The 24,736-nt window shown below is 70.3% G+C and carries 23 protein-coding genes; 14 read left to right on the top strand and 9 right to left on the bottom strand.

What is annotated here, in order from left to right:
* Nucleotides 1-192 precede the first annotated feature (192 nt).
* Nucleotides 193-612, top strand: a complete 420-nt coding sequence (locus AC1MEY_RS12110) for a DUF732 domain-containing protein (RefSeq protein ID WP_480230857.1) — start codon at nt 193-195, stop codon at nt 610-612.
* Between the two features lies 1 nt (nt 613).
* On the opposite strand, the gene AC1MEY_RS12105 is transcribed toward AC1MEY_RS12110, so the two are convergent.
* On the bottom strand, nt 614-1,813 hold the full coding sequence (locus tag AC1MEY_RS12105) for a cytochrome P450 (RefSeq protein ID WP_480230856.1): 1,200 nt from the start codon (nt 1,811-1,813) through the stop codon (nt 614-616).
* Between the two features lie 139 nt (nt 1,814-1,952).
* Between AC1MEY_RS12105 and AC1MEY_RS12100 the strand changes: the two genes are divergently transcribed.
* Together AC1MEY_RS12100 and AC1MEY_RS12095 are read left to right on the top strand one after the other, a co-directional pair.
* Nucleotides 1,953-2,573: a TetR family transcriptional regulator gene (locus tag AC1MEY_RS12100; RefSeq protein ID WP_480230855.1), complete on the top strand. Its 621-nt coding sequence runs from the start codon at nt 1,953-1,955 to the stop codon at nt 2,571-2,573.
* A 35-nt stretch (nt 2,574-2,608) separates the two neighbouring features.
* Nucleotides 2,609-3,505: an LLM class flavin-dependent oxidoreductase gene (locus AC1MEY_RS12095; RefSeq protein ID WP_480231442.1), complete on the top strand. Its 897-nt coding sequence runs from the start codon at nt 2,609-2,611 to the stop codon at nt 3,503-3,505.
* Here the strand turns inward: AC1MEY_RS12095 and AC1MEY_RS12090 are convergent.
* Both AC1MEY_RS12090 and AC1MEY_RS12085 read right to left on the bottom strand, forming a co-directional pair.
* Nucleotides 3,502-6,000, bottom strand: coding sequence for a glycogen/starch/alpha-glucan phosphorylase (locus AC1MEY_RS12090; RefSeq protein WP_480230854.1), 2,499 nt, complete (start codon nt 5,998-6,000; stop codon nt 3,502-3,504). The two genes, AC1MEY_RS12095 and AC1MEY_RS12090, sit on opposite strands and share 4 nt — an antisense overlap.
* Before the next feature lie 68 nt (nt 6,001-6,068).
* Entirely contained in the window at nt 6,069-6,809 is a 741-nt protein-coding gene (locus AC1MEY_RS12085) for an SDR family NAD(P)-dependent oxidoreductase (protein ID WP_480230853.1), read from the bottom strand.
* 18 nt (nt 6,810-6,827) lie between these two features.
* Here AC1MEY_RS12085 and AC1MEY_RS12080 point away from each other — a divergent pair, with 18 nt between their 5' ends.
* Genes AC1MEY_RS12080 through AC1MEY_RS12055 form a run of 6 tightly spaced genes read left to right on the top strand, consistent with a single transcriptional unit; the run spans nt 6,828 to nt 13,000 of the window.
* Complete coding sequence (locus AC1MEY_RS12080) at nt 6,828-7,415, top strand: hypothetical protein (RefSeq protein ID WP_480230852.1); 588 nt, start codon at nt 6,828-6,830, stop codon at nt 7,413-7,415.
* Nucleotides 7,406-7,615: a hypothetical protein gene (locus AC1MEY_RS12075; RefSeq protein ID WP_480230851.1), complete on the top strand. Its 210-nt coding sequence runs from the start codon at nt 7,406-7,408 to the stop codon at nt 7,613-7,615. The genes AC1MEY_RS12080 and AC1MEY_RS12075 overlap by 10 nt, the downstream gene beginning before the upstream one ends.
* A gap of 59 nt (nt 7,616-7,674) precedes the next feature.
* Nucleotides 7,675-8,415, top strand: coding sequence for a potassium channel family protein (locus AC1MEY_RS12070; RefSeq protein WP_480231441.1), 741 nt, complete (start codon nt 7,675-7,677; stop codon nt 8,413-8,415).
* Entirely contained in the window at nt 8,412-9,485 is a 1,074-nt protein-coding gene (locus AC1MEY_RS12065; RefSeq protein ID WP_480230850.1) for an NAD(P)H-dependent amine dehydrogenase family protein, read from the top strand. The genes AC1MEY_RS12070 and AC1MEY_RS12065 overlap by 4 nt, the downstream gene beginning before the upstream one ends.
* 1 nt (nt 9,486) lies before the next feature.
* Complete coding sequence (locus AC1MEY_RS12060; protein ID WP_480230849.1) at nt 9,487-11,250, top strand: Hsp70 family protein; 1,764 nt, start codon at nt 9,487-9,489, stop codon at nt 11,248-11,250.
* A gap of 10 nt (nt 11,251-11,260) precedes the next feature.
* Nucleotides 11,261-13,000, top strand: a complete 1,740-nt coding sequence (locus tag AC1MEY_RS12055) for an acyl-CoA dehydrogenase family protein (protein WP_480230848.1) — start codon at nt 11,261-11,263, stop codon at nt 12,998-13,000.
* A gap of 22 nt (nt 13,001-13,022) precedes the next feature.
* Here the strand turns inward: AC1MEY_RS12055 and AC1MEY_RS12050 are convergent, their stop codons facing one another.
* Complete coding sequence (locus AC1MEY_RS12050) at nt 13,023-14,114, bottom strand: class I SAM-dependent methyltransferase (protein WP_480230847.1); 1,092 nt, start codon at nt 14,112-14,114, stop codon at nt 13,023-13,025.
* A 67-nt stretch (nt 14,115-14,181) separates the two neighbouring features.
* Here AC1MEY_RS12050 and AC1MEY_RS12045 point away from each other — a divergent pair, with 67 nt between their 5' ends.
* Nucleotides 14,182-14,883 (top strand): SHOCT domain-containing protein, encoded by a 702-nt coding sequence (locus AC1MEY_RS12045; protein WP_480230846.1) that lies wholly within the window; start codon nt 14,182-14,184, stop codon nt 14,881-14,883.
* 4 nt (nt 14,884-14,887) lie between these two features.
* On the opposite strand, the gene AC1MEY_RS12040 is transcribed toward AC1MEY_RS12045, so the two are convergent.
* Nucleotides 14,888-15,514, bottom strand: coding sequence for an MBL fold metallo-hydrolase (locus tag AC1MEY_RS12040; protein WP_480230845.1), 627 nt, complete (start codon nt 15,512-15,514; stop codon nt 14,888-14,890).
* Entirely contained in the window at nt 15,511-16,596 is a 1,086-nt protein-coding gene (locus AC1MEY_RS12035; protein ID WP_480230844.1) for an S-(hydroxymethyl)mycothiol dehydrogenase, read from the bottom strand. The genes AC1MEY_RS12040 and AC1MEY_RS12035 overlap by 4 nt, the downstream gene beginning before the upstream one ends.
* A gap of 110 nt (nt 16,597-16,706) precedes the next feature.
* Between AC1MEY_RS12035 and AC1MEY_RS12030 the strand changes: the two genes are divergently transcribed.
* Nucleotides 16,707-17,531 (top strand): serine hydrolase domain-containing protein, encoded by an 825-nt coding sequence (locus AC1MEY_RS12030; RefSeq protein WP_480230843.1) that lies wholly within the window; start codon nt 16,707-16,709, stop codon nt 17,529-17,531.
* 110 nt (nt 17,532-17,641) lie between these two features.
* Nucleotides 17,642-18,154 carry a DUF3145 domain-containing protein gene (locus tag AC1MEY_RS12025; RefSeq protein ID WP_480230842.1) on the top strand — a complete coding sequence of 171 codons (513 nt, stop codon included), beginning with the start codon at nt 17,642-17,644 and terminating at the stop codon, nt 18,152-18,154.
* Between the two features lie 3 nt (nt 18,155-18,157).
* Here the strand turns inward: AC1MEY_RS12025 and AC1MEY_RS12020 are convergent, their stop codons facing one another.
* Entirely contained in the window at nt 18,158-19,051 is an 894-nt protein-coding gene (locus AC1MEY_RS12020; protein WP_480230841.1) for a diacylglycerol kinase, read from the bottom strand.
* The gene (locus AC1MEY_RS12015; RefSeq protein WP_480231440.1) at nt 19,048-20,628 is read right to left on the bottom strand and encodes an FAD-binding oxidoreductase; all 1,581 of its coding nucleotides are present in this window, start codon (nt 20,626-20,628) and stop codon (nt 19,048-19,050) included. Before AC1MEY_RS12015 ends, AC1MEY_RS12020 begins: the two co-directional genes overlap by 4 nt.
* 50 nt (nt 20,629-20,678) lie before the next feature.
* Between AC1MEY_RS12015 and AC1MEY_RS12010 the strand changes: the two genes are divergently transcribed.
* Together AC1MEY_RS12010 and AC1MEY_RS12005 are read left to right on the top strand one after the other, a co-directional pair.
* Nucleotides 20,679-21,263, top strand: a complete 585-nt coding sequence (locus AC1MEY_RS12010) for a TetR/AcrR family transcriptional regulator (protein ID WP_480230840.1) — start codon at nt 20,679-20,681, stop codon at nt 21,261-21,263.
* On the top strand, nt 21,260-22,795 hold the full coding sequence (locus AC1MEY_RS12005; protein WP_480230839.1) for a glycerol-3-phosphate dehydrogenase/oxidase: 1,536 nt from the start codon (nt 21,260-21,262) through the stop codon (nt 22,793-22,795). The genes AC1MEY_RS12010 and AC1MEY_RS12005 overlap by 4 nt, the downstream gene beginning before the upstream one ends.
* A 462-nt stretch (nt 22,796-23,257) precedes the next feature.
* Here AC1MEY_RS12005 and AC1MEY_RS12000 read toward each other — a convergent pair whose 3' ends face one another.
* Complete coding sequence (locus AC1MEY_RS12000; RefSeq protein ID WP_480230838.1) at nt 23,258-24,679, bottom strand: acyl-CoA carboxylase subunit beta; 1,422 nt, start codon at nt 24,677-24,679, stop codon at nt 23,258-23,260.
* Nucleotides 24,680-24,736: the final 57 nt, after the last annotated feature.

Here is a 24,736-nt window from a genome sequence, read left to right as displayed (position 1 = left end):
TGTGTGCGATCACTTTTCTCATCAGCCTCACAGGTTAGCCAATGTAACTGATAGATTAGCCTGGTTAAGTTGTTGATGGCGACCCCCACTCCCGGCGCCAGTGTGTGACGGGGACCACTGCCCGATGAGGGCAGGTCACGGGGTTGCGAGACCAGTCAATCACGTCGCTCGTCGGATAGGGTAAGTCCACAAATGGGTACATACGGAAACCGCTGGATGCGCGCGGGCATCCTCGCGACGCTCGGCGCAGCGACCATCACGTTCGCGGCACCGGCGAGCGCCGACGTCGACACCGACTTCACCAATCAGCTGCACACCTACGGTATCTACGGCGGCAAGGACTACAACGCCTGGATCGGCAAGATCGTCTGCAAGCGGATGCGCACCGGTCTCGACGCCAACGCCTACGAGGCGGCCACGTTCCTCAAGCTGAACCTCGACAAGGACAGCACCGAGCAGCAGGTCTACCAGTTCCTCGGCGGCGCCATCCAGTTCTACTGCCCCGACCAGCGTCCCGTCCTCGAGCGACTGGCGGGCCAGCCCGCCGGCACGGCACCCGTCGACGAGGCCGATCCCGGCCCCGCCGGGCCGCCGCTGCCGTCCGAGCGCTGAGTCAGACCCGCGCGGGCATCCGGTCCCAGCCGCGCACGGCGGCGGTCGCGACCAGGGTCGCGCCGGTCAGGTCCACGTCCCACTCCGGGAACCGCTTGAGGATCTCGTCGAGCGCGATCCTGCCCTCCAGCCGCGCGAGCGCCGACCCGAGGCAATAGTGCGCGCCCACCCCGAATGCGAGGTGGGCCCGCGCCTCCCGGTGGATGTCGAAGACGTCGCCGTCGGGCGGGAACTGCCGGTGGTCGCGGTTGGCGGCGCCGGTGAGCAGCAGCATCGCGCTGCCGGCGGGCACCGTCGCGCCGTGGTACTCGACGTCGCGGGTGACGTACCTGCCGACGTTCTGCGCGGGCGGCTCGAATCGAAGCAACTCCTCGATGGTCTGCGGTATCAGTGACCGGTCCGCCGCCACCTGGCTGCGCTGGTCGGGATGCTCGGCGAGCACCTTGCCCGCGAACCCGATGAGCCGGGTCGAGGTCTCGTTGCCCGCGGTGGCGACCACGTTGAGGTACATCAGCAGCTCGTCGCGGGTGAGCCTGCGCGTCACCCCGTGCTCGTCGGTGAACTCGACGGTCAACAGGTCGGTCATGATGTCGTCGGACGGATGCCGGGCCCGCCACTCGATGTAGTCGGCGAACATCTGGCCCGCGTCGAGGCCGTCGGCGGCCAGCTTCATGGGTTCGCCCGCCTCGGTCTTCATCTGCTCGTTGCCGTGGTCGCGGATCGACTCCTGGTCGGAATCCGGGATGCCCAGCAGCAAGCTGATCGTCTTCATCGGCATCTGCGCCCCGAGATCGGTGACGAAGTCGAAGTGCCCCGTGCCGACCAGCGGGTCGAGGCTCTGCGCGCAGAACGCCCGCACGCGATCCTCGAGTTCGGCGATCTTGCGCGGGGTGAACATCCGCGCCACCAGCTTGCGGTGGATGTCGTGGACCGGTGGGTCCTCGAAGACCAGTGTGCCCGGCGGGATCTCGATGTCCGCCTTGATCAGTTCGAGGATCACCCCCCGCGCCGAGCTGAACGTCCGGTGGTCGACGAGTGCCTTGCTGACGTCGTCGTAGCGGGTCAGGGCGTAGAAGTCGTACCGCTCGTCGTAGTAGAGCGGCGCCTCCTCGCGCAGTCGCGCGAGCATCGGGTAGGGGTCGGCGTTGAGCGTCTGGTCGTACGGGTCGTACCGGAGGCCCTCGGAGTGGGTGACCGTCATGGGAACCATCGCTTCCGCTGCGCCGACTGGGGACCGTGCACTGACAACTGTCAGTGCGGCGCTGACGAATGTCAATGCTCGACTGACGGACGTCAGCCATCCGCGACCGCGCGGAGCCCGCGGGTGTGACAATGGCCGGGTGACGCGATCGGTGCCGAAGGACGGCCTCAAGCCCAGGGCCGCGGACCTGCAGCGCCGCCAGACCCACGAGCGCATCTTCCGCGCCGCCATCGCGGAGTTCAAGCGCGCCGGCATGGCCGAGGCCGACATCGGCGCCATCGTCACCGCCGCCGGCGTCGCCCGCGGGACGTTCTACTTCCACTTCCCCTCCAAGGAGCACGTGCTGCTCGAACTCGAACGCCGGGAGGAGAAGCGGATCGCCGCGGAGATGACGCGGTTCGCCCAGACCACGGACGTCCTGGTGGACGTGCTCGCCGACGTGGTCCGCGTGGTGACCGCGGCCGAACGCCGCCTCGGGCACCGCCTGTTCAAGGACGTTCTGGCCGTGCACTTCTCGCCGTCCCGACCACCCGACGACGAATGGACCGACCACGAGATCATCGTCGTGCTCGTCGGTCGGCTCGAGGCCGCCCGCGCCCGCGGCGACGTGGACCCGTCCGTGGACGCCAGCCTGTCCGCGATGTACTTCCTGCTGGGCCTCTACGCGCTGCTCACCACCACGCAGCGATCGAGTGCACTGCGCACCTTCATGCTCGACGACTTCGTGGCGCAGTTCTGGCGGGGGATCGAGGCGCGGTGACCACGGATTTGGACGTCGGCGTCTACGTCCCGCAGATGGGCTTCACCTACGCCGACGTCCTGCACCGCGCGATGCGCTGCGAGGAACTCGGCATCCGCTCGCTATGGCTCTACGACCACATGTACGGCCCCGGTGTGCCGACCATCCCGTCGCTGGAGGCATGGACCCTCGCCACCGCGCTGCTGGCCCGCACGACGCGGCTACGGGTCGGCCACATGGTGCTGTGCAACGGGTTCCGCCATCCCGCGGTCCTGGCCAAGATGGCCACCACGCTCGACCAGATCTCCGGTGGGCGTCTCGAAATCGGCATCGGCAGCGGCTCGATCGAGGACGAACACGTGCGGATGGGTCTGCCGTGGGGCACCTTCCGCGAACGGTCCGAGCGCCTCGGGGAGACCCTCGAGATCCTGACCCAGGCGTTCGCCGACGGCGTCGTCGACTTCGAGGGCGTGCACCACCGCGTCCGCGACATGCCGATCGTGCCGGGTCCGGTCCAGACGCCGCGGCCGCCCATCGTCGTCGGCGGCGTCGGCGAGAAGTACACGCTGCCGCTGGTCGCCCGCTACGCCGACGTCTGGAACGTCCCGACCTACGCCCTCGACGACCTCGAACGCAGGATCGACCTCCTCCGGTCGGCGTGCGCCGACGTGGGCCGCGACGCGGGTGAGATCGTGCTGTCGATCGAGGCCGTCATGGGGCTCGCCGCCGACGACGCCGAGCTGCCCGAGGTGCGCGCCCGCACCGAGAAGCGGTTCGGCGCGCCCGGATTCGGACTCCGCGACGGCGGGCTGGTCGGCACGCCCGGCATGGTCGTCGACCGCATCGCCGAACTCCGGTCGCTGGGCTTCGGTCAGATCGTGCTCTTCACCCACGACCGCGCCTCCGACCGCACGCTCGACCTGCTCGCCGACCGGGTGATCGGCGAACTCTAGTCGTCGGTGACCGTCACCGTGACGGGGCCGACGTTCCAGATGTCGTCGCAGTACTCCGTGATCGCGCGGTCGGACGAGAACTTGCCGCTGCGCGCGGTGTTGAGGATCGACATCCGCGACCAGGCGTCCGGATCCTGCCAGGCCGCCGCGACCCGGTCCTGACACTCGACGTACGCCCGGTAGTCGGCCATCACCAGGAACGGGTCGTCGTGGACGAGGTTGTCCACCAGCGGACGGAACACCTCGATGTCGCCGTGCGAGAACTGACCCGACGAGATGAGCCCGAGCACCGCCTGGAGTTCGTCGTCGGCGTCGACGTACGCGCCCGGGCGGTACCCGTCGCGCTTGACCTGCTCCACCTCCGACTCGGTCAACCCGAACAGGAAGAAGTTCTCGTGCCCGGCCTCGTCGCGGATCTCGACGTTGGCCCCGTCCAGCGTGCCGATCGTCAACGCGCCGTTCAGCATGAACTTCATGTTGCCGGTGCCCGACGCCTCCTTGCCCGCCGTCGAGATCTGCTCGCTGAGGTTGGCGGCCGGGTAGATCAGGTGTGCGCTCTGCACGTTGAAGTTGGGGACGAACACCACCTTCATGAGCCGGCTGACCTCGGGATCGTTGTTGACCGTCTCGCCGACCGCGTTGATCAGCTTGATGATCCGCTTGGCCATGACGTAGCCGGGCGCGGCCTTGCCGCCGAACACGTAGGCGCGCGGGGCGAGGTCGATGCCGGGGTTCTGCTTGATGCGCAGGTACTGGCGGATGATGTGCAGCACCGACAGGTGCTGGCGCTTGTACTCGTGGATGCGCTTGACCTGAATGTCGAACATCCACGTGGGGTCCAGTTCCACCCCCACGGTCGAGAGCAGGTAGTCCGACAGCCGGGACTTGTTGGCCCGCTTGACCTCCCGCCACTCGCTGCGGAAGGCGGGATCGTCGACGAAGGCCTCCAGCCCGCGCAACCGGTCGAGGTGGGTGAGCCACCCGTCGCCGATCGTGCGGTCGAGCAGCCCCCGCAGGCCCGGATTGGACAGCGCGAGGAAGCGCCGCGGAGTGACGCCGTTGGTCTTGTTGGAGAAGCGTTCCGGCCACAGCTCGTAGAAGTCCTTGAGGACGCTGGCCTTGAGCAGGTCCGAGTGCAGGGCCGCGACGCCGTTGATCGCGTGGCTGCCGACGGTGGCGAGATGCGCCATCCGCACGGTCTGACCGCCGTCCTCACCGATCAGCGACATCCGCCGGACCCGCTCGACGTCGCCGGGAAAGTGCGACCGGACCTCGTCGAGGAAGCGGCGGTTGATCTCGTAGATGATCTCGAGGTGCCGCGGCAGGGACTCGCGGAACAGGTTGAGCGACCACTTCTCCAGCGCCTCGGGTAGCAGCGTGTGGTTGGTGTAGCCGAACGTCGCCACGGTGATGCGCCAGGCGTCGTCCCAGTCGAGGCGCCGCTCGTCGACCAGGATCCGCATCAGCTCCGCGACGCCGATCGAGGGGTGGGTGTCGTTGAGCTGCAACGCGAAACGCTCGGGTAGGTCGTGCAGCGAGGCGTCGGCGAGGTCGTCCATGATGTGCACGACGTGCTGCAGTGAGCACGACACGAAGAAGAACTGCTGCAGCAGCCGCAGGCGCTTGCCGGCCTCGGGCTCGTCGTTGGGGTAGAGCACCTTGGTGACGGTCTCCGAGGTCACCTCCTCCTCGACGGCCTTGTAGTAGTCGCCGGTGTTGAACGCCGCGAGCGCGAACGACTCGACGGCGCGGGCGCTCCACAGCGTCAGCACGTTGCACGTGTGCACGCCGTAACCCTGGATCGGGGTGTCGTACGCGACGCCCTTGATCACCTGCTTGGGCCACCACCGCACCCGGGCGACTCCGTGATCGTCGACGTACTGCTCGGTGTGACCGCCCCAGTTCACCAGGTAGTTGACGTCGGGCTTGGCGATCTCCCAGGGGTTGCCGTTGGCCAGCCAGTTGTCGGTGAGTTCCACCTGCCAGCCGTCGGAGAACTCCTGCCGGAAGATGCCGAACTCGTAACGGATGCCGTATCCGATCGCCGGCCGCTCCAGCGTCGCCAGCGAGTCCAGGTAGCACGCGGCGAGCCGGCCCAGGCCGCCGTTGCCCAGTCCCGGCTCGGGCTCGCAGGCCAGGACCTCCTCGACGTCCTGCCCGAGCGAGGTGAGCGCCTCCGCCGCGGCAGCCTCGATGCCGAGGTTCAGCAGGTTGTTGCCCAGCTGCGGTCCCATCAGGAACTCCGCCGACAGGTAGCAGGTGACCTTCTTGCCGAGGTCCAGGGAGGTCTGGGTAGACGCCACCCGGTTGTCCTGCATGCGGTCGCGGACCGCCAGCGCGAGCGCACGGTAGTAGTGCTCGGGCTTCAGCGCCGCCACCGGCCGGCCGATCGAGTACCGCAGGTGGTCGGTGATGGCCTCCCGCAGATCGTCGGACTCCAATCCGGATCGCAGGTGCGATGCTTCGGCTGCCGCTGTGTTCGCTAGGTCGGTCACCGCGCGATTGTGGCAGTGATGCGTGCACTCGGCAGGCCGAACAGGCGACCACGAGGTGAACGCGGAGGTCAGCCGGCTCCCTTGCCGTTGTCGACCCGGTACACCGCCCCGTGGACGGCTGCCGCCTCGTCGCTGGCGAGGAAGGCGATCACGTTGGCCACGTCGGCCGTCGCCATGAACCCCCGCGGCGAGGCGATCCGCATGATGAGGTCCCAGTCGGCGCCCTCGGGCGCGGCGAACTCGGTGGTCTGCGCGGTCGGCATGCCGCCCGGGCACACCGCGTTGACCCGCAGTTGCGACTTGGTGAACTCGACCGCCAGCGCGCGGGTCAGCCCCACCAGGCCGTGCTTGGCCGAGCAGTACCCCGCCGAGTACACCTCGCCCTCCACCCCGGCGATCGAGCTGACGTTCACGATGTTGCCCGCGGTCTCCAGCAGGTGGGGCAGTGCGGCGCGGCACAGGAAGAACGGACCGTTGAGGTTGACGGCCAGGTCGCGCTCCCAGTCCTCGTCGGTCATCGACGAGGTGTGTCGCATCTGGTGGAAGCCCGCCACGTTCACCAGCACGTCGAGCCGGCCGAACGCCGCGACGCAGTCGTCGACGGCCCGCCGGCATTCCGCCGACGAGGTCACGTCGACCGACGCGTACCGGCCGCCCGGGACGTCGGCGAACACCTCCGCCATCCGGTCGGCGTCGCGCGCGATGCCGAACACCGAGGCGCCGCGTCCGGCGAAGAGCTGAGCCGTGGCGGCGCCGAGCCCCGCCGAGGTACCGGTGATCAGGGCGACCTTGCCCTCGAGTCCACTCATCCCCGCACCTTCTCACGAATGAAATGGCAGACGCTGCCCGACTTCGCTGCGATACTGCTGGACATGTCGATCACCCGTGCCCTCGCCGTGGCCGCCACCGCCGTCTGCGCGACGGCCACAGCGGCACTCGGGTTCGCCGGACCCGCCCAGGCCGACCAGGTGATGGAGGGTATCTACAGCTACACGCAAGGCGACGTGACCGCGGAGTGGACCATCTTCCCGAGTTGCGTGCCCACCGTCGGCGACCTGCGCGCCAACCTCGAGTTGCCGGTGGCGTGCCGCCTGCACGTGGCGCCGAGCAACACCCGCGTGGCCGGCGGCGACGCGCGCCTCGCCGGCAACGTCTGGAAGTTCTCGACCACCAAGAAGAACGGCATGACGTGCCCGGACGGCGTCACCAAGGCGCCGATCATGGAGACCTACGAGTTCGACGACATCACGATGAGCGGCACGCGGACGGTGTCCTTCGCCGACGCGTGCGACGGGCAGGTGCTCGGCGACCTCGTCACCTATCCGTTCACCCTCGCCTACAAGGGCCCACTGTCCATCCCGGTCGACCGGTACCCGCTGTACTGCGAGCCCGGCGGCCTGAAGAGGTGCTTCTGAGCCTCGAGCCGATCGTCTGTCAGCACTGCGGTGGACCGACCGAGTTCCGCCGCTGGGGTGACGCCGTGGAGTTCAGCGGCGACGACGAGCTGGTGACCTACCGCGCCGTCTGCGTGGGCAGGTGCCCGGGATTCCAGCAGACCGCCGAGTCGACCATCGACCCGGACGGCGAGTACTCCGTGTGGGAATCCCGGTACTGACCGCCGGTGCGGAATAGGGTCGGCCGGTGACGTCCCCGGTCGCCGAACCCACCCGGCTGATGCACTACCAGAGCAGGACCGAATGGTGGCTCGCGGTGATGGCGCTGGCCTTCCTGGCGCTGTACTCCGTCGACGTCCTCGAACGACCCGGCGGGGACGCCGGCGTCTGGCTCGATCGCGCGATGGTCGTCATCTGGGCGTGCTTCGGCGTTGACTTCCTGATCCGGCTGTACCTGGCGTCGCCGCGGGGCAGGTGGCTGCTGTGGCACCTGCCCGAAGTCGTGATCCTCGTCCTGCCGGTGCTCCGCCCGCTGCGGCTGCTGAGCCTGACGATCGTCATCGGCTACCTGCAGCGCGCGATCGGCCGCACCATCCGCGGCCGCGTCACCGTGTTCACCTCGTGCGGAGCGGTGCTGCTCATCTACGCCGCGGCGCTCGCGATGCTCGACGCCGAACGGGATCACAACGGCGACATCGCCAACTTCGGCGACGCGCTGTGGTGGTCGTTCACCACGGTGACCACCGTCGGGTACGGCGACACCGTGCCCGTCACGGTGGTGGGCCGACTGATCGCGGTCGCCCTCATGGTGGCCGGTGTCAGCCTGCTGGCGGTGGTCACCGCGACGCTGGCGTCGTGGATCGTCGAGCGCGTCGCGGCGGAGGACACCAGGAGCCGGGCGGCGACGGCGGCCCAGATCGACGAACTCCGCGACGAGGTGCGCAAACTCGGGGAGTCGTTGCGGACCGCCGCATATGGTGAGTCGACCGACGGGCGGACCGACGCGAAAGAGGTGACATGACCAAGCGAGTCGTGGTCTGGGGAACGGGCTTCGTGGGCAGGATGGTGATCGCCGAGATCGCGCGGCACCCCCTCTTCGAGCTGGTCGGCGTCGGCGTGTCCAACCCCGACAAGGTCGGCCGCGACGTCGGCGAGATCTGCGGCCTGGACCAACCGCTCGGACTCGCGGCCACCGACGACGTCGACGCGCTGATCGCGCTGCGGCCCGACGCGCTGGTCCACTACGGGCCCACCGCGGCACGGGCCGACGACAACATCGCACTCATCACCCGGTTCCTGCGCGCGGGCATCGACGTGTGCTCGACCTCGATGACGCCGTGGGTGTGGCCGGCGATGTCGCTGAACCCGCCGAACTGGATCGACCCGGTCACCCAGGCCTGCGAGGCCGGCGGGTCGTCGTGCTTCACCACCGGCATCGACCCCGGCTTCGCCAACGACCTGTTCCCCATGACGCTGATGGGCCTGTGCGGCGAGGTCCGCAGCGTGCGCGCGTCGGAGCTGCTGGACTACACCAACTACGAGGGCGACTACGAGTTCGAGATGGGCATCGGCAAGCCGCCCGAGCACCGGCCGTTGCTGGAGAACCCGGACATCCTCGTCTTCGCCTGGGGCGCAACGGTTCCGATGATCGCGCACGCCGCGGGCATCGAACTCGACGAGATCACCACCAGCTGGGACAAATGGGTGACCCCGGTCGAGGTGAAGACCGCCAAGGGCGTGATCCCACCGGGGAACGTCGCCGCCGTGCGGTTCACCATCAACGGCGTCTTCCGGGGTGCGCCCCGCATCGTGCTCGAGCACGTGAACCGGGTGGGCGAGGGGTCGGCGCCGGACTGGCCGACCGGCACCGACGACGACGTCTACCGCGTCGACATCGAGGGCAGTCCGAGCATCTCCCAGGAGACCAAGTTCCGCTTCACCGACGGGTCCGGACGCGATGCCGCTGCCGCCGGATGTCTGGCCACCGGACTGCGCGCGCTGAACGCCGTCCCCGCCGTCAACGACCTGCCGCCCGGCTGGGTGACGGCACTGGATCTCCCCCTCATCGCGGGAGCGGGCACAATTCGTTGACGTGACGGATGGACGAGGGCTCTCGATCGGTGCCGCAAACCTCAGGGCGGTAGCCGTCGGACGTGCGGCCGTCCGCCGGACCGCGGTACTGACCACGTTCGGGCACCGGCCGGCCGAGGTGGGGGTGCCCGGCGAGAATCCCGGCCTGAACGAACGCGGACTGGTCATCAGCGACTTCGTCGACCGGGTGGGCGACCCCGTCGCCCTGCTGGCGTCCGACGGCTCCGCCCACCGCGCGGACGCCCTGCTCGCCGACGCGCTCCGCGCGATGCTGCACACGCTGGGGCAAAGGCCGCCCTCCGACCCCGTCGGCGTCGCCCACCCTGCGCACTGGCGGCCCGCCACGGTCGAGGCGCTACGCGGTGCCCTCGCCGACCTGCCCGACTTCCGCACACCGCGACCCCTGCTGCTCGTCTCCGACGCCACGGCCGCCCTGACCGCGGTGCAGCAGGATCCCGGCGTTCCCTCCCGCGGCGTGATCGCGCTGTGCGACTTCGGCGGCACCGGCACCACCATCACGCTCGCCGACGCCGCCTCGGGCTTCGCGCCGGTGGCACCGTCCGTCCGCCACCTCGACCTCTCGGGCGACCTCGTCGACGCGGCACTGCTCCGACACGTGATCGCCGGGTTGTCCGACGCCGGTCCGGTGGACGTGACCGGCACGTCGGCGATCGGCTCGCTCACCCGGCTGCGGGCCCAGTGCCGCACGGCCAAGGAGCGGCTGTCGACGACGCCGGTGGCGGCGCTGGCCGCCGACCTCCCCGGACGCCACGGCGAGATCCGGGTGACGCGCCGGGAACTCGACGAGGCCATGCACCAGCCGCTCGCCGGGTTCGTCGCCGAGCTGCAGGATGCGCTGCAGCGCAACGGCGTTCGCCCCGGCGATCTCGCCGCAGTGGTGACTACCGGCGGCGGCGCCCGGATACCGCTGGTCACGACCATGCTCTCGGAGCACTTCCGGGTGCCCGTGATCACCGCACCGCACCCCGAACTGGCCGCCGCGATCGGCGCGGGGGTCGGTGCGGCGCGGGGCACGGTCGTCGACGGCCTCACCTCGGTGGCCCCCGCCGCGGGTGTCGTGGCGGCGGCGTCGGCGCCCACGGGTCTGGCCCCGGCAGCCATCCCGCCCCCACCGCCGGGCGCCGGCGCGGCGCCGGCGCTGGCCTGGTCGGCCGCCGACGACGACATCCCCGACGTGGTGCCCGGACCCGACTACGACCCCGACGCCGGGTTGGGTGACGACGCCCGGCCGGCGATCGCGTTCGCCGACCCCGAGCCGCCCGAGGAGGAGCCCCGACCCTGGTATCGCGGCCCCTACGTCCTCGTGGCGATCGGGCTCGCGCTCGTCCTCCTGGCCGTCGGCGTCGCACTCGTCGTGGTGCTCGGTGACGACGAGGAACCGGCAGGCACCGAGACCGCGACCACGACCGCCACCACGACCGCGGTGCCCCCGCCCGGCGTCGAGCCGCCGGCGGCAACCGAACCGGCGCCCGCGCCGGAGACCGCCGCGCCCCGGCAGGCCCCGCCGCGGGCGACGGTCACCGAGCAGGCCCCGCCGCCCGAGGCGAGCAGCCAGCCGCCCCCGCCGCCCCCGACCACCGAGGCACCCCCGCCACCTGCGACGACCGAGGCGCCCCCACCGCCGTCGACCACGCAGGCGCCGCCGCCGTCGACCACGCAGCCGCCGGTGATCCCCACGCTGCCGTACCAGACCATCCCCGGTCTGCCGTTCGTTCCGTCGCCGTTCCAACCGCCGCAGCCCTAGGCTCGGAGGCATGACCGACGGCCTGCTCTTCAACCCCAACACCTACGACCCGAGCGAGTTCGACGCCGAGACGCGCCGCCTGCTGCGGGCCACCATCGACTTCTTCGAGGGCCAGGGCAAGAAGCGCATCCTCGACGACGACCTCAAGGCTCAGTGGCCCGCCGACTTCGTCGACTTCGTCAAGCGCGAGAAGTTGTTCGCGACGTTCCTGACCCCGTCGGAGTTCGCCGACGGCAACCCCGACAAGCGCTGGGACGGCGCACGCAACGCCGCCCTGGCCGAGATTCTCGGCTTCTACGGGCTCACCTACTGGTACACCGAGCAGGTCACCATCCTCGGTCTCGGGCCGGTGTGGCAGAGCGAGAACAAGGACGCCAAGCTGCGCGCGGCCGATGACCTCGACGCCGGCGAGGTCATGGCGTTCGGGCTCTCCGAGCGCGAGCACGGCGCCGACGTCTACAGCACCGACATGATCCTGACGCCGGCCGGTGAGGAGGACCAGGCCAACGGCATCCTCTACCGGGCGTCGGGGGAGAAGTACTACATCGGCAACGGCAACGTCGCGAGCCTGGTGTCGGTCTTCGGCCGGCGCGGGGACGTGGAGGGCCAGGACGGGTACGTGTTCTTCGCCGCCGACAGCCGCCACGAGGACTACCACCTGATCGACAACGTCGTGCACATGCAGATCTACGTCAGCACGTTCCGGTTGGAGAACTACCCGGTGCGCGCCGAGGACATCCTGCACACCGGCGTCGAGGCCTTCAGCGCGGCGCTGAACACCGTCAACGTCGGCAAGTTCAACCTGTGCTCGTCGTCGATCGGCATGACCGAACACGCCTTCTACGAGGCGATCACCCACGCGCAGAACCGCATCCTCTACGGCAACCCCGTCACCGACTTCGGCCACGTCCGGGTGAACTTCGTCGACGCCTACTCCCGCATGGTGGCGATGAAGGCGTTCAGCAGGCGGGCCGTCGACTACTTCCGCAGCGCGAGCCTCGAGGATCGGCGCTACCTGCTGTTCAACCCCATGACCAAGGCCAAGGTCACCATGGAGGGCGAGACGGTGATGCGGTCGCTGCACGACGTGATCGCGGCGAAGGGCTACGAGAAGAACACGATGTTCCGCGAGGTCGCGCAGCTGATCGGCTGCCTGCCGCGGCTGGAGGGCACCGTCCACGTCAACGTGGGGCTGGTGCTCAAGTTCATGCCGAACTACATGCTCAACCCGCGCGAATACCCGGCGATCCCCACCCGCAACGACGCCGCCGACGACGTGTTCTTCTGGCAGCAGGGCCCGACCCGGGGAGCCGGACAGGTCCAGTTCGCCGACTGGACCCCGGCCTACGAGTCTCACGCCCACATCCCCAACGTCGGCCTCTTCTACGAGCAGGCCACGGCGTTTCGCGATCTGCTGCTCACCGCCGCACCCGACGCGGCGCAGTCGACGAACCTCGACTTCCTGCTCAACGTCGGTCACCTGTTCTCGTTGATCGTCTACGGCCAGCTGATCCTGGAGCAGGCGGAGCTGACCGGCCTCGACGACGACATCCTGGACTCGATCTTCGACTTCCAGGTGCGCGACTTCAGCGCGTACGCCGTTGCGCTGCACGGCAAGCCGACCTCCACGCCGGCGCAGCAGGACTGGGCGCTGGGCGCGATCCGCAAGCCGGTGCCCGACCCGGAGCGGTTCGGGCGGGTGTGGGAACGCGTGCGCGCCCATGACGGCGTCTACGAGATGAGGCCCTGAGCCGGGTGCAGGGGCCGGCCGGTCAGTGCTCGGGGCGCGGCGGCTTCTTCTCGATCACGATCAGCGCCAACGGGATCCGCACCTGAGCCGGTGACGCCGCCAGCCGCTCCGCCACACCGGTCTCCAGGGCGTCGCAGAACGCCTCGGTGCCACCCGCGCGGCCCGGCGCGAGCGCCTCGGTCAGCGTGGCGGACAACGCCGCCCGCGCGAAGGCCGCCCACTGCGCACCGAACGCCGCGGCCTTTCCGTCGCTGCGGTACTGCTTGAAGAAGCGGTCCTCGCCGTCGAACAGCCGAAGGTCCGCGATCGACAGCTTCTCGAACGTGCCGGACGGGGCGAACGGCGACTCGAAGTCCTTGGCCGAGCGGCCCACGATCGGGATGGTCATGCCCGCACGCTCGTCCGCGGTGATCACGTTGCGGGCCACCAGTTCCTCGAGCGTCTCGGAGATGGCCCGCACCAGCGGGCCGAAGCCGAGTTGGCCGTCCTCGTCGAGTCCCATCGTCATCGCCACCAGGCGGCCACCCGGGCACAGTTCCCGGCCCCGGAAGGCGACGAACTCGTGCCAGTCGAAGGCCGCCTGCCTGGCGTAGGCGGCGCGGACGGTGGCGTCCCCGGTGTACGCCGCCAGGAGGTGGTCGCTCACCGGCATCGGGACCCGGGCCAGCCAGTGCAGCGCCCACGCCGACCACGCCAGGTTGACGCTGTTGGACGGCAGGATCTGCTTGTAGTACGACCGGCCGACCGCCGAGGCGAACGACGCGTCGTCCCGCTTCAGGTAGCTGTCCGGATCGTGGGCGAGCGTGCGGAACAGCGCGGTGAAGTCGTTGTCCGGGGCGTCGGTGTGCGTCACCAGGATCGAGTGCTCGGGCTGAGTCCGCTTGCGCAACACCGAGATCGCCGAGCAGATGGGCAGGACGGAGTTGTACCCCGTGCCCGCGCCGTAGTCGGCGATGACGATCGGCCGGGGCGAGCGGGGGATCGGCACGCGGGACGCGGCGTCGTCGAAGAGCGTCATCGCCTGTCGCAGCCCGGCGGCCTGCAGCCGCGAGGCGGCGCTGTACCAGCCGCCGTCCGTCGGCTCCGGTCGCACCACCACGCTCGACTCGGGCATGGAGGAAACGGTAACCCCTCGATCTTGATCGTGACAGGTGAAACGGGGCCGTGACACACTGCGTCACATGAGCCGCCGGACCGGGCCCCGAGTCATGACGCGCGCCGCCGTGTTCGTCATGGCGGTGTCGCTGATCGGCTTCGTGCCCGTGCTCGCCCTCAACGCCTTCGTCTTCGACGACTTCGACGCCTACGGCGAGGTGCCGGTGCCCGGCACGAGCAGCCTCGAACTGCCGCAGGGCGAGGTCAACGTCAGCTTCCACACGCTGGTGATCGGCGGAGGCAACGGCGGGCTACCGATCCCGCAGATGTCCATCGGCATCGTCCCACCCGACGGCGTCCCCGACCCGGTGCTCACCGAGGACGTCGGCACCACCACCTCGGTGAACAACGACTCGCGCATCAGGGTGTGGGTTGCCCAGATACCCGTGGCCGGGACCTACGAGGTGACGGCCAACGGCAACGTCGGTCCCTATCTCAATCCGACGCTCGCGTTCGGGCACGGCACGAAATACGGATACTTGCCCTATGTGCTCGGCGCGGTGTTCGGGCTGGCATTGCTGGCCCTCGTGACGGCGCGGGCGTGGGCTGCGCGCACCCGCCCCGCCGTCGCGCCGCGCGGCTACGTCGCACCGGCGGCAACGTTCGTGCCCACCGATCAGGGTGTCCGCCTGCAGGAGCTGACCATGCTTGCCCGCCTACGCGATTCGGGCGCCCTGACCGACGCCGAGTTCGAGGCCGAGAAGAAGCGCGTCCTCGACGGCCGGTGATGCCTCAGTGGCCGCGCGCGACCCACTCGTCGTAGTGGACGAGTTCGTCGCCGATGGTCGTCGTGTCCCCGTGGCCGGTGTAGACCACCGTCTCGCCCGGCAGCATGCCGAGCCGGCCCGAGATGGACTCGAGGATGGTGGGGAAGTCGGAGAACGAGCGTCCGGTGGCGCCCGGCCCGCCGCTGAACAGCGTGTCACCGCTGACGACGGCGTTCAGATCCGGCGCGAACCAGCACACCGAGCCCGGCGAGTGCCCCGGCGTGTGCAGGGCCCGCAACTCCACGCTGCCGGCCCGCAGCACGAGACCGTCCTCGACGGCCTGAAAATCGCTGTCCGGGTGCGTCATCCGCCACAGCACGTCGTCGGCGGGATGCAGGAACACCGGCGCGTCGAGTGCCTTGCCGAGATCCGGCGCGACGGTCACGTGGTCGTTGTGACCGTGCGTGCAGATCACCGCGACCACGTTGCGGCCGCCGACGGCGTCGATGATCGGCTGCGCGGTGTGCGCGGCGTCGAACACGACGACGTCGGACTCGTCACCGACGATCCAGATGTTGTTGTCGACGTCCCAGCTGCCGCCGTCGAGTTCGAACGTTCCGCTGGTGACGACGCGATCGACGTTGGCGCTCACAGGATCACCACCGAACGGAGGACCTCGCCGGCGTGCATCTTGTCGAAGGCGGCCTCGATGCCGTCGAGGCCGATGCGCTCGGACACGAACTTCTCCAGCGGCAGCCGGCCCTGGCGGTACAGGCTGATCAGGGTGGGGAAGTCGCGTTCGGGCAGGCAGTCGCCGTACCAGGAACTCTTCAACGACCCGCCGCGCGAGAAGAAGTCGACCAGCGGCATCTCCAGCGTCATGTCCGGCGTCGGCACCCCCACCAGGATCACGGTGCCGGCGAGGTCGCGGGCGTAGAACGCCTGCTTCCACGTCTCGGGCCGTCCCACCGCGTCGATCACGACGTCGGCGCCGAAGCCGTCGGTGAGGTCCTGGATGGTCTCGACGACGTCGAATTCCTTGGCGTTGATGGTGTGCGTGGCGCCGAAGTCGCGCGCCCAGGACAGCTTCTTGTCGTCGGTGTCGACGGCGATGATCTTCTTGGCGCCCACCAGCGCCGCTCCCGCGATCGCGGCGTCACCCACACCGCCGCACCCGATCACGGCCACGGTGTCGTCGCGGGTGACCGCGCCGGTGTTGATGGCCGCACCGATGCCCGCCATGACGCCGCAGCCGATCAATCCGGCCACGGCGGGGTCGGCCTCGGCGTCGACCTTGGTGCACTGCCCCTCGTGCACCAGGGTCTTGTCGGCGAACGCGCCGATGCCGAGGGCGGGGGTGAGTTCGGTGCCGTCGGTCAGCGTCATCTTCTGGGCGGCGTTGTGGGTGTCGAAGCACAGGTGCGGCCGGCCGCGCTTGCAGGCCCGGCACTTCCCGCACACCGCGCGCCAGTTGAGGACGACGAAGTCGCCGGGTTCGACGTTGGTGACGCCCTCGCCCACCGACTCGACGGTGCCCGCGGCCTCGTGGCCGAGCAGGAACGGGTACTCGTCGTTGATGCCGCCCTCGCGGTAGGTCAGATCGGTGTGGCACACCCCGCAGGCGATGACGTCGACGACCACCTCGCCGGGACCCGGATCCGGGATCACGATGTCCACCAACTCGATGGGCTGTTTCTTGCTCCGGGAGATCACGCCGCGCACTGTCTGACTCATGCCACCAACCTAATGGGTGCACCCCGCGCGAGTGAGTCATCACCCGCCGGTTCCGGGCCACTCGCGCGGTGCGTGATCGGCCGTCTCCGTCGAACTGGTGAGATGGCTGCATGAACGCACTCGAGGTGCTCTCCGACTGGCCGGTGCCCGCCGTCGCGGCGGCCGTCGTCGGGCCGGCCGGCGTGCTGGCCACCCACGGCGACGTCGACCGGAGGTTCGCGTTGGCGTCGGTCACCAAGCCGCTCGTCGCGCGCGCCGTCCACGTGGCGATCGAGGAGGGCGCCGTCGAGCTGGACACCCCGGCGGGGCCGGCGGGCTCCACCGTGCGCCATCTGCTCGCGCACACGTCGGGGCTGTCGATGCGCTCGGCCGACGTGATCGCGCCACCGGGGACGCGGCGGGTCTACTCCAACGAGGGTTTCGCGGTGCTGGCCCGGGCCCTCGAGGCGGAGTCGGGCATCGAGTTCGCCGACTATCTGCGCGAGGCGGTGTTCGAACCCCTCGGGATGGGGTCGAGCGCGCTGGACGGCGGCGCCGACGCGGCGGGCTACGGCGCGTCGTCGACGGTGGCCGATCTCGCGCGCTTCGCGGGCGAGCTGCTGCGGCCCACGCTGGTGTCGGCGGAGTCGGCCGCCGAGGCGATAACCGTCGCCTTCCCGGGCCTCGCGGGAGTGCTGCCGGGGTTCGGCACGCAGCGGCCCAACGACTGGGGGCTGGGCTTCGAGATCCGCGACGGCAAGTCGCCACACTGGACGGGCGCGGACAACTCGGCGCGCACCTTCGGGCACTTCGGCCAGTCGGGCACGTTCCTGTGGGTGGACCCGGTGGCCGACCTGGCGCTGGTGGTGCTCACCGATCGCGACTTCGGCGACTGGACGTACGACCTCTGGCCTGCGATTTCTGATGGAGTCCTGAGAGATTTCGAGGCACACTAGCGCAACATAGGTCCCACAGGGCACAATAGACACGCGCGAAACATCTGCATCTATTCGGTAACGCCAGGCCGTTGGGGAAGACGTCCCAGGTGAGCCCGAAGGAGCAGAGTATGCGTGCGTCGAACCAATTCGCCGACGCGACGACAGGTGTGGTGTACGTCCATGCCTCTCCCGCGGCGGTGTGTCCCCACGTCGAGTGGGCTCTGTCGTCGACCCTTTCGGCGCGAGCCAACCTGAAGTGGACCCCGCAGCCGGCCATGCCGGGGCAACTGCGGGCCATCACCAACTGGCGCGGACCCGTGGGTACCGGCGCCCAGTTGGCCAATGCGCTGCGCGCGTGGTCGGTGCTGCGCTTCGAGGTGACCGAGGACCCCAGTGAGGGCGTCGACGGTCACCGCTGGTGCCACACCCCGCAGCTCGGGCTGTGGAATGGCGCCATGGGTGCCAACGGCGACGTCATGGTCGGCGAGATGCGGCTGCGCGCGCTGCTGGCGTCCGGTGCCGACACCCTGGCCGCCGAACTCGACACCGTGCTCGGCACCGCGTGGGACGAGGCGCTCGAGCCCTGCCGCGGCGGTGGCGACACCGGCGAGGTCAGCTGGCTGAACCGCGGCGTGGGGTAGGAGTCAGCGAGGTCGCAGGACCGTCAGCGCGTCCGGCACCGCCGACACCTCGACCGGCAGCGGGCACACGTACTCGCCGTCGGCGTAGGCGTTGATGCCGGGACAGTCGACCGTGACGACCCGTGCGCGCGCCGTCTGGACCTCGTCGAGGTGGACGTGGGTGCCCTTGAAGACGGTGGGGAACAGCCGGATCAGCTTGCTCCGCGACGCCGATCGGACCATCGTCGCGTCGAGCAACCCGTCGCCGTGGTCGGCGTCCGGGCAGATGAGCATGCCGCCGCCGTAGCTCCGCGTGTTGCCGAACGCGGCCAGCGTGAGGTCGACGACGCGTTCCTCGCCACCGTCGAAGGCGAGGCGGAACGGCAGCAGCCGCAGCTTGGACAGTTCGGCGACCATCGCGACGTTGTAGCGCATCCGGCCGTGCGGCCACGTCATCCGGTTGGTCCGATCGGTCACCAGCGAGTCGAACCCCGCCGCCATCACCGTGCCGAACCACCGGTCCGTTCCGTCGGCGCCGCGGATCCGGCCGAGGTCCACCCGCTCCCCACGACCGTCGATCACGACGTCGGCGGCCGCGGCGGGATTGCCCGTCGGCACGCCGTACTCGCGGGCGTGGTCGTTGCCGGTGCCCGCCGGCACGATGCCCAGCGGGACGTCGCCGAGCGCGAGCGCCTGCAGCGCCACCGAGATGATGCCGTCGCCGCCCACCACCACGACGGCGTCGGTGCCGCGGGCGAGTTCGTCGTCGAGCAGTCGGCGGGCGTGCAGCGCGTCGCTGCCAACGATCTCGCGCACGTCGACGCCGCGCTGCTGGAACCGCGCGACGGCGCGCTCGGCGGCGTGCGGCGCGTGTCCGTGTCCCGATGCGGGGTTGGTCAGGACGGTGACCCGGTTCATGGGATCAGCTTGCCCGGGTTCATGATTCCGGCCGGATCCAGCACGGCCTTGACGGCGCGCAGCACCTCGACGCCGAGGTCGCCGATCTCGTCGCGCATCCACGGCCGGTGATCCGCGCCGACGGCGTGGTGGTGGGTGATGGTGGCGCCGCACCGGACCATCGCCTCCGACGCGGCGACCTTCGCGGCCCGCCACTGCTCGAGGGGGTTGCCGCGCTGGCCGGCGACGACGGTGAAGTACAGCGACGCGCCGGTCGGGTAGACGTGCGAGATGTGGCAGAGCACCAGTGCGGGCGTCCCGGATTCGCCCAGTGACGTCGTCAGCGCCTCGGTGACGGCCGCCTTCAGTGTCGACAGGTTCGACCACGTGGTGGCGGTCTCGAGTGTCTCGCACAGCGCCCCGGCCGACAGCAGCGAGTCGCGCAGATAGGGGGCGCCGAACCGGCCGTGCTCCCAGGCGCGTGCGGGTGCCTCGCCCAGCGACGTGCCACCGCTCGCCTCGAGCAGGGCCCTGGTCTCGGCGTGCCTGCTGGCGGCGTGCGCGGCGGTGCCCTCGAAGAGCGTGATGGCCAGGCAGCCGCCGGTGACGGTCTGCTCGCCGATCGCCTCGGTGGTGGCGAGGTTGACGCCGGTCTCGGCCTCGTCGGACAGCCGGATGACCGTGGGCCCGGTGCCGTTCTGCACCACGGCCCGCAATGCCGCTGCGCCGGTGCCGAAGTCGGGGAACGACCACGCCTCGTAGCGCGTCGTCTCCGGAACGGGGTGCACGCGCACGCGCACCGCGGTGATGACGCCGAAGACGCCCTCGGAGCCGACGATCAGCTGCCGCAGATCCGGCCCGGCGGCCGATGCGGGTGCCCGACCGAGGTCGAGCACGCCGGCCGGGGTGACGACGCGCACGCCCCGGACCATGTCGTCGAAGCGGCCGTACCCCGCAGAGTCCTGGCCCGATGAGCGGGTGGCCGCGAAGCCGCCGATGGTCGCGAACTGGAAGCTCTGCGGGAAGTGCCCGAGCGAGAAGCCGCGTTCGCCGAGCAGTCGTTCGGCGTCCGGTCCGGTGACGCCTGCGCCGAGGACGGCCTCGCCGGACGTCTCGTCGAGCGAGTGCAGGCGGTCCAGACGCCGCAGGTCGAGCGAGACGACGGCCTTGAAGTCGCCGCGCGACGGATCCACCCCGCCGACGACGCTGGTGCCGCCGCCGAACGGGACGACCGCGATGCTGCGCTGGGCGCAGAACGCCAGGACGGCCGCGACCTCGTCGTCGTCGCCGGGCAGCAGCACGGCGTCGGGTGCGTCCTGGACGCCGGTGTCCCTGCGGCGCAACAGGTCCAGCGTCGACTTGCCGCCCGCGCGCAGCAGCCGTCCGTGGTCGTCGGCGATGCAGTGCTCCGCTCCGACGACGTCGCGCAGTCCCGCCGCGTCGGCCGCCGACAGTGCCGAGGGGCGGAGGCGGACCTCGTCGGCGCGCAGTTCGGTCCGTGGCGTGGTGTCGACGCCGAGCGCCTGGTCGAGGAGTGTCCGGATGCCGTCGGACAGCGGCTTCGCGGCGGCGGGGTCACCCCACGCGTTCCAGGCCATCGGAGGCTGCAGGTGGTCGTCGACGTCGGTCATGAGTTACAGTATTACAGATGATGTCAATCAGTAACGCAGCGCCGGCGCAGACGGTCGGGGACCGCATCCTCGACGCCGCGGCGAGCTGCGTGCTGGCCTACGGCGTCGACCGCGTGACCCTCGCCGAGATCGCCCGCCGCGCCGGCGTCAGCCGACCGACCGTCTACCGGCACTTCCCCGACGTGCGCTCGATCCTGGCGTCGCTGCTGACGCTGCGGATCACCCGCACCCTCGACGAGGTGCCGAGCGGGGGCGTCGGTCGCGCCCACCTCGTCGACCGGGTGGTCGGCATCGCGCGGCTGCTGCGCCGGGAACCCGTCATCATGGCCGTCCTGCACCAGGACCCGGACCTGGCGATGGTGTACCTGTCCGAACGGCTCGGCACAAGCCAGCTGATCCTGCTCGACACCGTCGCCGACGAGATCGCCGCGGCGCAGGCCGACGGCAGCGTGCGCGCCGGCGACGTCCGCAAGCTCGCGGCGATGTGCCTGCTCATCGCCCAGTCCACGATTCTGTCCGCCGACCTGGTCACGCCGATCCTCGACGCCGATGCACTGGCCGTCGAGCTGGCCCACGCCCTGAACGGATACCTGACGCCATGACCGACTCGACCGCACTGTCCGCCGGTCGTCGCACCGCCGACCTCGCCGCGCTCGGCGACGGTGCCGCCGTGGACGTCGTCGTGATCGGCGGGGGCATCACCGGTGCGGGCATCGCCCTCGATGCAGCCACCCGCGGGCTGTCGGTGCTGCTCGTCGAGAAGCACGACCTGGCGTTCGGCACCAGCCGGTGGAGTTCGAAGCTGGTGCACGGCGGCCTGCGCTACCTGGCCACCGGCAACGTGGGCATCGCGCGGCGCAGCGCCATCGAGCGTGGAATCCTCATGTCGCGCAACGCCCCTCACTTGGTGACGGCCATGCCGCAGCTGGTGCCGCTGCTGCCGTCGATGAGCACCTCGTCGCGGGCGCTGGTCCGCGTGGGCTTCGCCGCCGGTGACGGTCTGCGGCGGCTCGCCGGTACGTCCGCGGCGGTGCTGCCGCGGTCCCGCCGCATCGACGCCGACCGTGCCGCCGAGTTGTCACCCACCGTCCGGCGCGACGGGCTCGACGGTGCGCTGCTCGCCTACGACGGACAGCTGATCGACGACGCCCGGCTCGTCACCGCCGTCGCGCGCACCGCCGCCCAGCACGGCGCGCGGGTGCTCACCCGGGTGTCGGCGTCCCAGGCGACGGGGACGTCGGTGCGACTGACCGACGAGCTGACCGGCGAGGTCCTCGACGTGGCCGCCCGCGCCGTCGTCAACGCGGCGGGTGTGTGGGCGGGCGAGGTCGACGCGTCGATCCGGGTGCGGCCCAGCCGCGGCACCCACCTGGTGTTCGACGCCGCGACGTTCGGCCACCCCGTCGCCGCGCTGACCGTCCCGATCCCCGGTGAGGTCAACAGGTTCGTGTTCGCGATGCCGCAGCAGTTGGGCCGCGTCTACCTCGGGCTCACCGACGAGGACGCGCCCGGCCCGGTCCCCGACGTGCCGGAGCCGACCGCCGAGGAGGTGACGTTCCTGCTCGACACGGTGAACACTGCGCTTGACGTCGCGGTGACACGCGACGACGTGATCGGCGCCTACGCGGGGCTGCGGCCGCTGATCGACACCGGCGGCGGTCGGACCGCCGACGTGTCGCGCGAGCACGCCATCACCGAGTCGGCCAACGGCGTCGTCAGCGTCATCGGCGGCAAGCTCACCGAGTACCGGTTCATGGCCGAAGACGTCCTCGACCACGTGATCGCGCTGCGCGGACTGGCGGCCACGCCGTGCCGGACCCGCGACATGCCGCTCGTCGGCGCGCCGGCCAATCCCGGCGCCGCGCTGCGGTCGCCGGTCGAACTGCCGCCGTCCCTGGTGGCCCGCTTCGGCGCCGAGGCGCCGAACGTGATCGCCAGCGCGACGTGCGCGCGGCCCACCGAGGCGGTCGCGGACGGAATCGACGTCCTCCGAGCGGAATTCGAGTACGCAGTGACCCACGAGGGCGCGTTGAGCGTCGACGACGTGGTGGACCGTCGGACCCGCATCGGCCTGGTCGCGGCCGACCGTTCCCGGGTGCTGGGCGTCGCCGAGGAGATGTCCGCAGCGCACTGAGGGCTGCGTCCCGTCGTGCGGCGTTCGGATAGCGCTGAGCGTCAACTTCACTCGCACTTTTGTCGCCTGAGCGCTATCTCGACGCAGACCGGCCGCTGGGGCCGGGGATGTCCGCACTCCGGTGCGTCAAGATTCGTTGACGCGTGGGGGAGCGGTGGTGCTTGGGTGGCGGCTTGCTGGGTGTTCGGATAGCGCTGAGGGTCAACCTCACTCGCACTTCTATCGCCTGAGCGCTATCTCGAGGTGGACCGACCGCTGGGCCGGGGTTGTCCGCACTCCGGTGCGTCATCATTCGTTGACGCGTGGGGGAGCGGTGGTGCTTCGCTGGCCGCATCCTGGTGGTTCAAGATCCCCCGACGAGCAGACACGAAATCCCCTCATATCCGAGACATGAGGGGACTTCGTGTCTGCTCGCGGAAAGTGTCCAGCCCCCGCTCGCGGGGGAGGGAACCCAACCCGGGGTTACAGCGGGATGTTCTTGTGGCGGCCGCGGCGGGCGGGCGCCTCGGCCAGCGCCTGGGTCACCACGCTGCGGGTGTGCGCGGGGTCGATCTTCGCGTCGACGACGCCGATCTCGATGGCGCTGTCGACGCCGCCCGCGATCCGCTCGTGCTCGGCAGCCAACTCCTCGTGCAGGGCCTCGCGGTCCTCGGGGGCGGCGGCGGCGAGCTTGCGCTTGTGCAGGATGCCGACCGCGGCCTTGGCGCCCATGACGGCGACCTCGGCGTCGGGCCATGCGAACACCTTGGTGGCGCCCAGCGAGCGGGAGTTCATCGCGATGTAGGCGCCGCCGTAGATCTTGCGGGTCACCAGCGTCACGCGGGGGACCGTCGCCTCACCGAACGCGTGCAGCAACTTGGCGCCGCGGCGAACCACGCCGCCCCACTCCTGGTCGACGCCGGGCAGGTAGCCGGGCACGTCGACGACGACGACGATCGGGATGCCGAACGCGTCGCACAGGCGCACGAAACGCGCTGCCTTCTCGGCACTCTCGGAGTTCAGGCAGCCGCCGAGACGCAGCGGGTTGTTGGCCAGCACGCCGACCGAGCGGCCCGCGAGCCTGCCCAGTCCGACGACCATGGACGGGGCCCACTTGGCCTGGAACTCCTCGAACGGGGCGTCCTCGTCGAGCAGTGCGCCGATCAGCGGGTGCACGTCGTAGGCGCGACGCGGCGAATCGGGCAGCAGCGCAGCGAGATCGGTGTCGCCGGCCTCGGCCTTGGCGCGGTCGAAGTGGCCCTGCTGGCTGAACAGGCCCACCAGGCGGCGGCCACGCTCGTAGGCGTCGACCTCGCCGTCGGCCACGATGTGGCAGACGCCGGACTTCTTGTGGTGCGTGTCGGGCCCGCCGAGCGAGGCCATGTCGACGTCCTCGCCGGTGACGCTGCGGACCACGTCGGGACCAGTCACGAACACGCGGCCCTCGGGGGCCATGATGACGACGTCGGTGAGCGCGGGACCGTAGGCGGCGCCGCCGGCCGCGAAGCCCACCACGATGGAGATCTGCGGGACGAAGCCCGAAGCGCGGATCATCGCCTCGAAGACGAGGCCTACGGCGTGCAGCGCCTTGACGCCCTCGGCCAGACGCGCGCCGCCGGAGTGCCAGATGCCGATGATCGGGCTCTGGTCCTCGATCGCGGTGTCGTAGGCGTCGACGATGTGCTTGCAGCCGTCGACGCCCATGGCCCCACCCATGACCGTGCCGTCGGTGCAGAACGCGACGGTGCGGACGCCGTTGACGGTGCCCGCAGCGGCGAGGACGCCGGACTTGTCGCGCTCGTGCAGCAGTTCGACGGTGCCGTCGTCGAAGAACGTGGCGAGACGCAGCATCGGGTCGCGCGGGTCGAGTGACTCGTCGACTACTTCGGGGGTCATGGTCGTCATCTCAAGTCTCCTGGTTTCGTAGCTCTTCGGTTCGTATCGTGTCGTGCCGTGCGTCGG

The organism is Mycobacterium sp. PTI7, assembly GCF_056679845.1.
Note: the sequence above shows the minus strand (reverse complement) of the source record. Positions and strands in the feature narration are given on the sequence as shown.